Here is a 13205-nt window from a genome sequence, read left to right on the forward strand (position 1 = left end):
CCTTGACCGCGGCGCTGCGCCACAGTGATGTCCTGATCGTCGGCGCCGGAAGCGCCGGATCGGTCCTGGCCGCGCGTCTTTCCGCCGATCCGAGTTGCGCGGTGACGTTGGTCGAGGCGGGGCCCGGCCTTGCTGATCCACGGTTGCTGGCTCAAACTGCCAACGGGCTGCAGCTACCGATCAGTGCTGACAGTCCGTTGGTTCAGCGCTATCAGAGCCAGCTCACGGATGATCCAGTTCGTCGAATTCCGATCCTGCGCGGGGCGACACTTGGCGGCTCAGGGGCGGTCAACGGCGGGTACTTCTGCCGCGGGCTGGCGCGGGATTTCGATGGTGCCGCGATACCGGGCTGGTCATGGTCGCAGGTGCTCCCACACTTCCGGGCGATCGAGACCGACTTGGACTTCGACACGCCCGTGCATGGCCGCACGGGTCCCATTCCGGTGCGCCGGACCCGCGATCAGACCGGAGTCACGCAGCGATTCGTCACGGCCGCTCAGCGTGCCGGGTTCGGCTGGATCGCCGATCTCAACGATGTTGGTCCGGATATCGCCGCGGGCGTGGGCGCGGTCCCGCTGAACATCGTTGACGGGGTACGGACCGGGTCGGGGGCCGCATATCTGCTGCCGGCGCTGGGCCGCCCCAACCTGACCCTGCTGGAAGAAACCCGGGCCCAGCAAGTGCGCTTTTCCGCCGCGACCGCGGTGGGCGTCGATGCCGTCGGTCCGAGGGGGCCGATGACTCTGTGGGCGGATCGAATTGTGCTTTGTGCCGGAGCAATTGGATCCGCACACCTGCTGATGCTCTCGGGTATCGGCGACCACGCGATGCTGCGGGCCGCCGGGGTCCCGGTGGTGCAGGCGTTGCCCGTCGGGATGAATTGCAGCGACCATCCTGAATGGGCGTTGCCGACCACATGGACCGTCGCCGCCGGACGGCCGGTGTTGGAGGCGGTACTCAATACCGCCGACGGCATCGAAATTAGGCCATACACAACAGGATTCGCAGCAATGGCGGGCGCAGCTGCTAAGGGGCATCGGGACTGGCCGCACCTCGGAGTGGCGCTGATGCGACCGCGGTCTCGCGCCCGGGTCACCTTGGCATCGCCCGACCCTTCAGTGCCTCCCCGGATCGGACACCACTACGACAGTGAGCCGGCCGATGTCGCGGCTCTGCAGCGGGGGACCGAGTTGGCGCGCGAGTTAGCGGGGTCGGCAGTGGCGGGGGAGCCGGGATGGGCGACATCGCAGCATCTGTGCGGTAGTGCACCGATGGGTGTCGATGCCGACCCGACGGCCGTCGTCGATCCCGAGTGCCGGGTGCGTGGTATCGAAAACCTTTGGGTGGTTGACGGATCCATCCTGCCGCTGATTCCCAGCCGTGGTCCGCACGCAACAATCGTGATGCTGGGTCACCGGGCGGCGGAATTCATCGGGTAACCCGCGAGTTGATCATCGGCCGCATCGGCTCGCTACCGAGCCGGCGGCGCTCCGGGGCGTGGTGATTGTTGGTGTTCGGCTGACCGGAGTGGCTCACGCCGTGCAGCAGGAGTTCGGTAATCATGGGCGCAAAGTCGCGCGGGGCCGCCCGTCCGGTGTTTATCGACCAGCCCGCGCCGGAGACCAGGCTGTAGAACGCTTCGGTCAGCCACCCGGCCGCCAGGTCGGGCCGGAACTCGCCCTGGCGCTGACCGCGGAGGAACAGCTCCTTGATCTCGCTGTCGATTTCCAGCCAGCCCTGCTTGAGCTCATTGGTGTCGGAATCCTGGCTGTAGGCGTAGAGCAACGTCAGGTACCCGGATACCGATTCGCATGCCGCCACCAGCCTCCGCAGCGCCTCGGTAGCCGATCCCTCTTGCCAGCGAGCGCTTTTCAGCGCTTCGCGCATCTGGCCGAACGCGAGCTGCTCTAGCGCATCGATCAGCGCGGCGCGGCCGGCGAAGTAGCGATGCAATGTCGCACGGCTGACGCCGATTGCCGCGGCGATCTCGTCTTGGGTTGCGTTAGGCCTCCGGCCGAGGAACTCTGCGGCGGCTCGAAGAAGGCGTTCGTGATCCAGTGCCATGAGACGATAGTACATCATCTGAGACAAAATTGTCTCAGCGAATGCAATTTTGTCTCAATCTGCTGGGTTCGTGCGGGTGGCGGGCTCCGGGCGCTGGGTGGGCGGCGTGGTCCCCGATCTGCGTCCGTAACTGATCAGCCGATGGGCGTGGTGATCGCATGTGCGATTGCCTGGCCCGCGTTTACCAGGACGAAGGCTTGCAGGAGGCCGGCCACGGTAATCAGGGCTACGTCCGCCGCCAGGGGGTATCCGACGGCGGTGACGAAACCCATCGGGTCGCCGTTGGCGACTTGTTGGATGCCGTCGAGGAAGAGGTTGATGTTATAGGACGGCACGCTGGTGATGGCGGCATTGGCGATGTCGGCAGTGGGCAGCAGGGCTGCGTAGCTGGCGGCACCCACCTCGGTGATGGTGTTGGCAACTTGGCTATTCGCCGCCTGTAGGTCGTCGATGATGGTGTTGATCGAGACCATCGGCGCGGCGGGTCCGGTGGTGGGAGCGGCCTGCGGATTGCCCACCGGTGAACTGGACCCGTTGGTGATCTGCGGTAGATCCAGATGGCTGATGTCGTAGCCGAAGTCGTGAATTCCTTGCTGGGTGCCGGCGGCGAGTGCGTCGGCGATCGTCAGCGGGCTCACCTCGGGCCAGAGCCCGAAGGGGGTAGCGACGTTGGGCGGTGAGGTCGAGTATCCGTAGGCGGGGTCGCCGTAGCCCAGATTGACGATGACCTCGAGGTTGGGCTGGACCAGGTCGGCGAGCGGGTCTCCGAGTACGGACAGTGCTCGTAGTGGTTCGAGCAGCGGGAGGTCTTCGGTGCGGATCATGTAGTAGTCGGTCATGGTCGGGCCCACCGTGTTGGTCAGGTGCACGGCCGCATCGATCTGGGCGGGAGTTAGGAATAAGTAGTCGGTGTGCACGTAGTAGGCACCCGCCAGCGCGTTGAGGGTGGATACCAGGTTGAGCGGGTAGCGCGGGAAGTCGGCGACGCCGTCGTACTCGAGGGTGTAGATCCTGGTCGGGTAGAGATTGTCCGGTGTGGCGCCGCTGGCGGTGATCCCCAGACTCGGCAGCGATAGTCCCGGGAACCGGGTGGCTACTCCGCCGTCGGGATTGTTGGGGTCACCCACCAGCGTGAACGAGAGCTGATCTGGCGTGGGCGGGTTGATCGATGCGGCGAGCTTGGTCATCGTCAGCGACGAGATGGTGGCGCTCTGGGAGTAGCCGAACACAGTGACGTTGTTGCCGGCGGTGATCTGCTCGCGGATCGCGCTCTCTAGGATGACCACCCCCCGGGCCACCGAGGTGTCAAACGTCAGGTTCTTGACCCCGGTCACCGGGTAGAGGCCTTCGGGGGTGAACAACGCCTGCGCGACCGCGCCCCCAACACTGCGGCCGATATAGAGGGAGTTGGCGAGTTGCACGTAGCGCCGCGAGGGCATCGGAATGCCACTGCCGCCCATCACTTCCGCAATCGTTTGTGCGGCAGCAACATTCGTGCCGATGGACCTGGTGTTCGCGCCGGTTGCGCTGAGGCCGGAGGCCCGGGGAAGCCCGGCGCCGGCACTGCCGCCCACAGCGCCTCCGATCGTGCCCAATTGCTGGCTCCAGGGTGCCAACTGAGCGGCCACCGCCGCGGCGCCGCCGTAATAGCCGGCCATGGCCGAGACGTCCTGGGCCCACATCTGCTCGTACCAGGATTCGGCGGCCGCGATCGCCGGTGCGTTCTGGCCGAACAGGTTGGTCATCACCAGCGACGCCAGCTGTGCACGATTGGCCGCGACCGCGACCGGATGCACCGTGGCCGCCAGGGCGGCTTCGAATTCGGCCGCCGCTGCGCGCGCGGCGGCTGCCGCCCCTGCGGCATGTAGGGCCGAGGTGCGCAACCAGCCGACATAGTGGCCGGCCGCCACCGTCATGGCCGCCGACGCCGGACCCTGCCACACCCCGGCTGCTAACCCCGACGTGACCGACCCGAAGGAGCCCGCCGCACCGGATAGCTCGGCAGACAGCCCGTCCCAGGCCGTCGCGGCGGCCAGCATTGGCGCCGATCCCGCGCCACCAAACAACCGAGCCGAATTGATCTCCGGGGGCAACACCGAAAAACTCGCCAACATCAGCACGGCCCTTCCTTGGTCCAGCGGTCAGCACCCCATAGCCCGCCAACCGGCTCAAAACGCAACTCTCATCCGATGCGTCTGAGAAACAACGCATCGGATGAGAGTGCGAACGACCTCGAGTTAGCCCGCAGCTACCCCGCGTTGATCAGGTCCGCGGAACTCGCGGCGCCCTGTATCGTCGGATCCTGGATGCCTGGATCCCCTGAGCTGCTGCAACTTGACAACGCCGCAGCGGCGAGCGTGGCGGCTACCACGGCGCCCAGCGCGCGGAGTGTGAACAGTCGCCTATTTCGCGTAACGTCCATCAGTCATTCCTCCTTTTGTCGGTGCGGCGAATTGGTGTACACCTGCCGGAAAGCTAACTCCGAAACAATGCGACTCGGCGCCGTTATTTAAGATTCCAGCCGCAATTGGAGACCTCGATGTCACGTTTGCAACACCGGCGTCTCGCAATTGACGGGGCTGGTTCATAACGCGCCCTATCAGCTGAAACGCTTGCGGCCCAACGTGAGCTGCCGCTATATTTCGATCTGCAGTCGGGGGAATGAATTTTTGGTACACCAAATTTAGTGGCGGTCCCCGCGCCAGGATCGAATCACGCTTTCAAGCGGGAATTCATGCAGCGAAAGCGTGATGAAGACGACCATTGTCATTTCTCTGCTGCTTCGGAAGTCGACTCGATAAGCAACGCGGTACTCGGCGCGAGTGCTGGCCCGCGGCCAGACCGGGAGGGTTGGGCGATGAACTTTTCAGTGTTGCCGCCGGAGGTCAACTCCGCGCTGATATTCACGGGGCCCGGAGCGGAGCCGATGCGCACGGCTGCGACGGCCTGGGGCGGGATGGCCGTGGAACTGGAGTCCGCGGCAGACTCTTTCGCTTCGGTGACCTCGGGGCTGGTCGGTGGCGCGTGGCAGGGAGCATCGTCGGTAGCGATGGGGACCGCTGCGGCTTCCTACCTCGGGTGGCTGAACGCGGCGGCGGCCCATGCCGAACAGGCCGCCGCCCAGGCTGAGGCGTTGGTGGCCGAGTTCGCCGCTGCGCAGTCAGCGATGGTGCAGCCCTTCCTGCTCGCGGCTAACCGTTCCAGCCTGGTGTCGCTGGTGCTGTCGAACCTGTTCGGCCAAAACGCGCCGGCGATCGCGGCCGTCGAAGCCGAGTATGAGCAGATGTGGGCACTGGATGTGTCAACGATGGCGACCTACCATGCCGGTGCTTCGGCGGCGGCAGCATCGCTGACACCGCTGGCACAGCCTCTGCAGAATCTGTCGGACCTGCCGGGCAGGGTGATCGCGGCATTCGGAAATGGTGCGCCCGCAACCACGGTCACCGCTGCGGTCACGGCGCTGCGGCTACCGGCGGACGCCAGCACTGTCAACTTCGGGCTCGCCAATATCGGTAGCGGCAACGTCGGTAACGCTAACAACGGCATCGGCAACCTCGGCAGCGGCAACCTCGGCAACTTCAATCTCGGATCCGGAAATCTCGGCAGCTCCAATGCCGGCTGGGCGAACTTGGGTAGCAACAACATTGGTGGCGCAAACAGTGGCGGCAATAACCTGGGCTGGGGGAACCTGGGCGCTCTCAACACTGGGTTTGCCAACGCGGGTTCCGGCAACTTTGGCTTTGCCAATACCGGAAACAACAACATCGGCATCGGGCTGACCGGCGACAATCAGGTTGGTATCGGCGGGTTGAACTCCGGCGTCGGCAACTTCGGCCTGTTCAACTCGGGCACCGGAAACGTCGGCCTGTTCAATTCAGGTACCGGGAACTTCGGCATCGGAAACTCTGGTGCCTACGGCACGGGACTCTTCAACTCCGGGCAGGCCAACACGGGCTTGCTCAATGCGGGATCGTTCAACACCGGCCTGCTTGACGTCGGCAACGCGAACACCGGCAGTCTCAACACCGGCAGCTTCAACATGGGTTCCTTCAACCCTGGCCCATCGAACACGGGTGCCCTCAACACGGGCACCGCCAACACGGGCTGGTTCAACACGGGCAGCCTCAACACCGGCGCATTCAACATCGGCGACATGAACAACGGCCTGTTCAACACGGGCGAGATGAACAACGGCATCTTCTATCGTGGCGTTGGCCAGGGCAATTTCTACTTCTCCATCACTACGCCCGACTTGACCTTGCCGCCTCTTGAAATCCCCGGAATTACCATCCCCAATCTGAGCCTGCCGCCGATTACTTTGCCCGCGTTGACGATTCCGGCGGCGACTACGCCGGCGAATGTTGTGGTGGGTGGGTTTGATTTGCCGGGGGTGACGTTGCCGGCGTTGACGATTCCGGCGGCGACTACGCCGGCGAATGTTGTGGTGGGTGGGTTTGATTTGCCGGGGGTGACGTTGCCGGCGTTGACGATTCCGGCGGCGACTACGCCGGCGAATGTTGTGGTGGGTGGGTTTGATTTGCCGGGGGTGACGTTGCCGGCGTTGACGATTCCGGCGGCGACTACGCCGGCGAATGTTGTGGTGGGTGGGTTTGATTTGCCGGGGGTGACGTTGCCGGCGTTGACGATTCCTGCGGCGACTACGCCGGCGAATGTTGTGGTGGGTGGGTTTGATTTGCCGGGGGTGACGTTGCCGGCGTTGACGATTCCGGCGGCGACTACGCCGGCGAATGTTGTGGTGGGTGGGTTTGATTTGCCGGGGGTGACGTTGCCGGCGTTGACGATTCCGGCGGCGACTACGCCGGCGAATGTTGTGGTGGGTGGGTTTGATTTGCCGGGGGTGACGTTGCCGGCGTTGACGATTCCGGCGGCGACTACGCCGGCGGACATTGTGGTGGGTGGGTTCGATCTGCCGGAGTTGGGTATTCCGTCGTTGACGATTCCGCCTTTGACGTTGGCGGAGGGTACGACGGTGGGTGCGTTTAGTCTGCCGGAGTTGGGTATTCCGTCGTTGACGATTCCGCCTTTGACGTTGGCGGAGGGTACGACGGTGGGTGCGTTTAGTCTGCCGCAGCTGGGTATTCCGTCGTTGACGATACCGTCCTTGACGATACCCGCTGGCACCACGGTCGGCGGCTTTGACCTACCTGCCCTACAGACGCGATCGATCACCGTCGGTGGAATAGACGCGGGCGGATTTAGGACTCCCGCCATCAGCACCGTGTCCAGCACCGGCTACCTGGAGTTGCCGACGGTGACAATTCCTGGAATCAGGGTCAACAACTTTGTTGCCTTCCTTCCCAACAACATAGAATTCCTGCAAACGGGCCAACCCGGAGTGATCCCCCAAATCGGAGGCCTCGAGCACCAGGCATACATCTCTACGGGTGACATCGTCATCCAAGGGTTCAATATCAGCGGCATCGGCTTCTCGCTTCCCCAGATCGACGTTGGAGCCTTCACCTTGCCCGAGTTGACCATCCCGCCCATCGGCATTCCGCCCACGATCGTGGGCGCGTTTACCTTGCCGGAGATTACGACCCCGGTGATCACGACTCCGCCGTTGGTGGTTGATCCGGTTGCGGTGGCTGGGTTTACGTTGCCGGAGATTACGACGCCGGAGTTCACGACTCCGCCGTTGGTGGTTGATCCGGTTGCGGTGGCTGGGTTTACGTTGCCGGAGATTACGACGCCGGAGTTCACGACTCCGCCGTTGGTGGTTGATCCGGTTTCGGTGGCGGGGTTTACGTTGCCGCAGATCAGTACTCCGGAGTTCACGACGGCGCCGTTGGTGGTTGATCCGGTTTCGGTGGCGGGGTTTACGTTGCCGCAGATCAGTACTCCGGAGTTCACGACGGCGCCGTTGGTGGTTGATCCGGTTTCGGTGGCGGGGTTTACGTTGCCGCAGATCAGTACTCCGGAGTTCACGACGGCGCCGTTGGTGGTTGATCCGGTTTCGGTGGCGGGGTTTACGTTGCCGCAGATCAGTACTCCGGAGTTCACGACGGCGCCGTTGGTGGTTGATCCGGTTTCGGTGGCGGGGTTTACGTTGCCGCAGATCAGTACTCCGGAGTTCACGACGGCGCCGTTGGTGGTTGATCCGGTTTCGGTGGCGGGGTTTACGTTGCCGCAGATCAGTACTCCGGAGTTCACGACGGCGCCGTTTACGATTGATCCGGTTTCGGTGGCGGGGTTCACGTTGCCGCAGATCAGTACTCCGGAGTTCACGACGGCGCCGTTCACGATTGATCCGGTTTCGGTGGCGGGGTTCACGTTGCCCCAGATCAGTACCCCGCAGTTCACCACGGCGCCAATAACCATCCCGCCGATCGGCTTGGGGTCGTTCACCACACCGCCACTCACCATCCCAAGCATCCATCTGCCCGGCACCACCATCGGGGAGTTCGCATTCCCAGCGGGGCCCGGCTACCTGAACTCGAGCGCTACCCCCTCATCGGGCTTCTTCAATTCCGGTGCCGGTGGCAACTCGGGTCTGGGCAACAACGGATCCGGGCTTTCCGGCTGGTTCAACACCAACCCCGTCGGGTTACTGGGGGGCTCGGGGTACCAGAACTACGGGGGACTTTCCTCCGGATTCTCAAATCTGGGCAGCGGGGTGTCGGGCTTCGCCAACACCGGTGTCCGGCCGTTCTCGTTGACGGGCCTGATCTCCGGCTTCGCGAACATCGGGAGCAACCTTTCGGGCTTCTTCGGGAGCAACCTGCCGTGAAACACGGCCGGGTGGTGAATGCCCGGCACCCGCCTCTCCGAGGCGATGGTTTTGATATCGAATGAGGGGGCCGGACTGGGGTAGAAATGAAAGCGGTAATCGACAGACCGCAGATAGCCCCGCGTCGGGGTTTGATATGGGACTGGCGGCGCAATCGGTGCGGCTATTTTGTGGTCGTCGGCGGTAATCTCCGGACGGCGAAAACAGCGGTTCTGAGTGCATTGAATGACGGTCCCTGCGCTGATCCGGGACTGGACAAGCGGGGGTGTGACGGCGGTCGGCCAGCCTGCGTGGGTAGTGCTGAAAGTACGTCTGGACAGCGGAATATGGGCGTTCTGTCGGCGCTGCAGTGCTCCTTGCGGTGACCGGAGACGCCGTTGTCGCATCGGCTGCCGACGGGCGAGCCGGTCCTGTCCGATTCGTCTGAATTACCTGGTCGCGATCGATCGTTGATGCATTTTTCTCATGTGAGCGCCGTCCGTATGTCTTTTGTTGCTCACAAAATTGATCGGCCAAATATGATAATTGAGAAGCGCGATTTATTTGTTCGTGGTAGGCGTGCTGCGAGGGGTCGCCTTCAATCGCGGCTGCATGTCGTGGTGGTGGCCATGTTGTACTGCGCGACAATCACCGTTGTTGCGCCGGACTCGGCGCGCGCCGACGGCGGCTTCGAATCCGAAGGCGATCAAAGCCAATACGACCAGTTCTACACTCCGCCAGACCCGCTGCCGCCCGGCGAGCCGGGCGACTTGATCCGCACCGAGCCATCGCGACTGGTGCTGGAACCATCCGGTCAGCTGGGCGCGATCATGGCAACCGGAACTCGCATCATGTACCGCAGCACCGACACCCGGGGAAACCCGATCGCAGTCACCGGCACGTATTTCGAGCCCGATAATCCCTGGTCGGGAAGCGGGCCGCGGCCGCTGCTCAGCTACGCGCCAGGCACCGTCGGGCAGGGGGATCAGTGCGCGCTGTCGCGGGTCTTCAACCAAGGCATCCACTGGTCGCCGTGGCTGGACCTGATGGTCAACTACGAAGAGACGTTCGTCGCGACCATGGTGGCCCGCGGGTTTGCCATCGTGATGACCGACTACGAGGGGCTGGGAACTCCCGGAACGCATACCTATGTCAATCGGCTGGCCGAGGGGCACGCGGTGCTCGACGCCGCGCGCGCCGCGCAGCGACTGCCGGGAACATCGTTGGACCCACATGGCCCCGTTGCCTTCTGGGGGTATTCGCAAGGCGGTGGGGCCGCGGCCTCGGCGGCCGAACTCGTGTCGAGCTACGCGCCCGAACTCGATGTGGTGGGCACGTATGCGGGTGCTCCGCCCGCCGATCTCGTCGAGATGCTGCCCTATATGGATGGCAACGTACTGGTAGGCGCCGCCGGCTACCTGATCAACGGATTCATCTACGCCTACCCGGAACTGGCGGATGCGATTCACGAACGGATGACCCCGCGCGGGGAGGACCTGCTCGCCAAAACGCGTCACCAGTGCGTCCAGGAGACGTCGTTCAAGTTCATGTTCCGCCATCTTCGGGGCTACTTCACCAAGGACTTGGACCAACTGGTCCGTGAGGAGCCGTTCAAGACGCTGTTCGAAGCCCAGCGACTCGGACGGCACCAGCCATCGGCGCCGGTCCTCATCGTCAACAACCGCTACGACCCGCTGGTGCCCTGGACCCAAGCCAACCAGCTCGGGCGCGATTGGTGTGCGCAGGGTGCGCAGGTCGAGTTCTGGACCAACGAGGAGCCGCCGTTTCTCAACAAGGCCTCGGTCAACCATGCGCTGACTTTCTGGGTGGACGGCGAGCGTGCCCTACAGTGGGTCGCCGACCGATTCAACGGCCTTCCCGCCGCGCCCAACTGTGGCCAGTTCTGAGCAGACGGCTACGGCGGCCGCGCCGGCCCTGGGCAACGGGCGGGTGGCGTTGGGCAGGCGGGGCCCGACCGGTGCGGGGCGTTGCACCGCGCTGCCGTTGGTGAGCGCACCTGGTCGGTCGTCTTGGCAAGATCAATGGTCATTCGGTCCGGTCCGGGCGCTGGCCAAACGGCCGCCCGAGGAGGGTCGCGCTGCGCCGATGATCCAGTTCGTCGGTGACGTCACCTGGGATTTGGCCGAACCGCTGATCTGAGGCATACTGTTCAGGTTGTCTTGAGCCGGGTTCACGCCTGGCCGGGCATCCGACCGGCGTCCACACGGGCGCGTCCGGTCCCATCCTTGGAGTGCGACCAAATTTTGGCGCCTACAAGGCTGCGTGCGGGTGACACGCCCGACCGCGGGGGCCGGTGTACCACGACAGGTAAACAGCGGCGCAGTATCCAGCGCGCGCAGTTCGACCCGGCAGAGACCGGGCCGATCGGCGGGCTGGGGGCACCAGGTCCGAACACGGGCCTCAAGTTTTTAGAGTGAGGTAGGAGAAGCGTGGCGGGACAGAAGATCCGCATCAGGCTCAAGGCCTACGACCACGAGGCTATTGACGCTTCGGCGCGCAAGATCGTCGAGACGGTGGTCCGTACCGGCGCCAGCGTGGTTGGTCCGGTGCCGTTGCCGACCGAGAAGAACGTGTACTGCGTCATTCGCTCACCGCACAAGTACAAGGACTCGCGGGAGCACTTCGAGATGCGTACGCACAAGCGGTTGATCGACATCATCGATCCGACGCCGAAGACGGTTGACGCACTCATGCGCATCGACCTTCCGGCCAGTGTCGACGTCAACATCCAGTAGGAGGTTCTGAGAGCATGGCACGAAAGGGCATTCTCGGTACCAAGCTGGGCATGACGCAGGTCTTCGACGAGAACAACAAAGTCGTACCTGTGACGGTGGTCAAGGCGGGGCCGAACGTTGTAACGCGTATCCGCACACCGGAGCGCGACGGGTACAGCGCAGTGCAGCTGGCCTACGGCGAAATCAGTCCGCGCAAGGTCAACAAGCCGGTCACCGGCCAGTACACCGCCGCGGGCGTCAACCCCCGGCGTCACCTGGCTGAGCTGCGGCTCGACGATGCCGAGGCGGTCACCGAGTACGAAGTCGGCCAGGAGCTGACGGCGGAGATCTTCGCCGACGGCAGCTACGTCGATGTCACCGGTACCTCCAAGGGCAAGGGCTTCGCCGGCACCATGAAGCGTCACGGCTTCAGCGGCCAGGGCGCCAGCCACGGTGCCCAGGCGGTGCACCGCCGGCCGGGTTCCATCGGTGGCTGTGCCACTCCCGCGCGCGTCTTCAAGGGCACGCGGATGGCCGGCCGGATGGGTAACGACCGGGTGACCGTGCAGAACCTGTTGGTGCACAAGGTCGATGCCGAGCAAGGTGTGTTGTTGATCAAGGGCGCGGTTCCCGGCCGCACCGGTGGGCTCGTAATGGTCCGCAGCGCGATCAAACGAGGTGAGAAGTAATGGCTGCGCAAAACCAAAGCGCCCAGAAAGACTTGGAAATTCAGGTCAAGACGCCGGACGGCAAGGTCGACGGTTCCGTCGCACTGCCGGCCGAGCTGTTCGATGTTCCGGCGAACATCGCCCTGATGCACCAGGTGGTTACCGCTCAGCGTGCAGCGGCCCGTCAGGGTACGCACTCGACCAAGACACGCGGCGACGTCAGTGGCGGTGGCCGTAAGCCATACCGGCAGAAGGGCACCGGCCGCGCCCGTCAAGGTTCGACGCGGGCCCCGCAGTTCACCGGCGGTGGTGTGGTGCACGGTCCGAAACCGCGCGACTACAGCCAGCGCACCCCCAAGAAGATGATCGCGGCCGCGTTGCGCGGGGCGTTGTCGGACCGGGCGCGCAACGGGCGTATCCACGCCGTCACCGAGTTGGTCGCAGGCCAGACTCCGTCCACCAAGAGCGCCAAGACATTCCTGGCCACCATCACCGACCGCAAGCAGGTGCTGGTGGTCATCGGACGCGATGACCAGACCGGCGTCAAGAGCGTGCGCAACCTGCCCGGTGTGCACATTCTGTCCCCGGACCAGCTCAACACCTACGACGTGCTGCGCGCCGACGACGTGGTCTTCAGTGTTGAGGCGCTCAACGCCTATATCGCCGCCAACACGTCCGAGGAGGTTTCGGCCTAATGGCGACCATCGTTGACCCGCGCGACATCATTCTGGCGCCGGTGATTTCGGAGAAGTCCTACGCGCTGCTCGATGACAACGTGTACACATTCGTGGTGCACCCCGATTCGAACAAGACCCAGATCAAGATCGCTATCGAGAAGATCTTTGCGGTCAAGGTCGCATCGGTGAACACCGCCAACCGGCAGGGTAAGCGCAAGCGCACCCGGACTGGGTACGGCAAGCGCAAGAGCACCAAGCGCGCCATCGTCACCCTGGCGCCGGGCAGCAAGCCGATCGATCTGTTCGGAGCGCCGGCATAGCCGGGCGCGAGACA

General features: G+C 64.0%; 10 protein-coding genes. 8 read left to right on the top strand and 2 right to left on the bottom strand.

Annotated features, from left to right (window positions below; translation table 11 throughout):
* The first annotated feature begins 2 nt into the window (after positions 1-2).
* Complete coding sequence (gene mftG / locus CCUG20998_RS04885; protein ID WP_020731938.1) at positions 3-1439, top strand: mycofactocin dehydrogenase MftG; 1437 nt, start codon at positions 3-5, stop codon at positions 1437-1439.
* Here mftG and CCUG20998_RS04890 read toward each other — a convergent pair.
* Together CCUG20998_RS04890 and CCUG20998_RS04895 are read right to left on the bottom strand one after the other, a co-directional pair.
* On the bottom strand, positions 1429-2064 hold the full coding sequence (locus CCUG20998_RS04890) for a TetR/AcrR family transcriptional regulator (protein WP_020731939.1): 636 nt from the start codon (positions 2062-2064) through the stop codon (positions 1429-1431). The genes mftG and CCUG20998_RS04890 overlap by 11 nt on opposite strands.
* 134 nt (positions 2065-2198) lie before the next feature.
* Positions 2199-4178, bottom strand: coding sequence for a PPE family protein (locus CCUG20998_RS04895; protein ID WP_038581367.1), 1980 nt, complete (start codon positions 4176-4178; stop codon positions 2199-2201).
* 743 nt (positions 4179-4921) lie between these two features.
* Between CCUG20998_RS04895 and CCUG20998_RS04900 the strand changes: the two genes are divergently transcribed.
* The 7 genes from CCUG20998_RS04900 to rplW all read left to right on the top strand — a co-directional run bounded on the left by CCUG20998_RS04900 (position 4922) and on the right by rplW (position 13191).
* A complete protein-coding gene (locus CCUG20998_RS04900) occupies positions 4922-8812 on the top strand; it encodes a PPE family protein (protein WP_116269095.1) in 3891 nt (1296 codons plus the stop codon).
* Positions 8813-9420: 608 nt separating this feature from the next.
* Positions 9421-10698, top strand: coding sequence for a lipase family protein (locus CCUG20998_RS04905; protein WP_068873864.1), 1278 nt, complete (start codon positions 9421-9423; stop codon positions 10696-10698).
* Positions 10685-10951, top strand: coding sequence for a hypothetical protein (locus CCUG20998_RS04910; protein WP_020731943.1), 267 nt, complete (start codon positions 10685-10687; stop codon positions 10949-10951). The genes CCUG20998_RS04905 and CCUG20998_RS04910 overlap by 14 nt, the downstream gene beginning before the upstream one ends.
* Positions 10952-11241: 290 nt before the next feature.
* Positions 11242-11547: a 30S ribosomal protein S10 gene (gene rpsJ / locus CCUG20998_RS04915; protein WP_003403578.1), complete on the top strand. Its 306-nt coding sequence runs from the start codon at positions 11242-11244 to the stop codon at positions 11545-11547.
* Positions 11548-11561: 14 nt separating this feature from the next.
* The gene (gene rplC, locus CCUG20998_RS04920; protein ID WP_012392938.1) at positions 11562-12215 is read left to right on the top strand and encodes a 50S ribosomal protein L3; all 654 of its coding nucleotides are present in this window, start codon (positions 11562-11564) and stop codon (positions 12213-12215) included.
* Entirely contained in the window at positions 12215-12889 is a 675-nt protein-coding gene (gene rplD / locus CCUG20998_RS04925) for a 50S ribosomal protein L4 (RefSeq protein WP_012392939.1), read from the top strand. Before rplC ends, rplD begins: the two co-directional genes overlap by 1 nt.
* Positions 12889-13191, top strand: a complete 303-nt coding sequence (gene rplW / locus CCUG20998_RS04930) for a 50S ribosomal protein L23 (protein ID WP_012392940.1) — start codon at positions 12889-12891, stop codon at positions 13189-13191. The genes rplD and rplW overlap by 1 nt, the downstream gene beginning before the upstream one ends.
* Positions 13192-13205: the final 14 nt, after the last annotated feature.

Source organism: Mycobacterium marinum, from assembly GCF_003391395.1.
GTDB lineage: Bacteria > Actinomycetota > Actinomycetes > Mycobacteriales > Mycobacteriaceae > Mycobacterium > Mycobacterium marinum.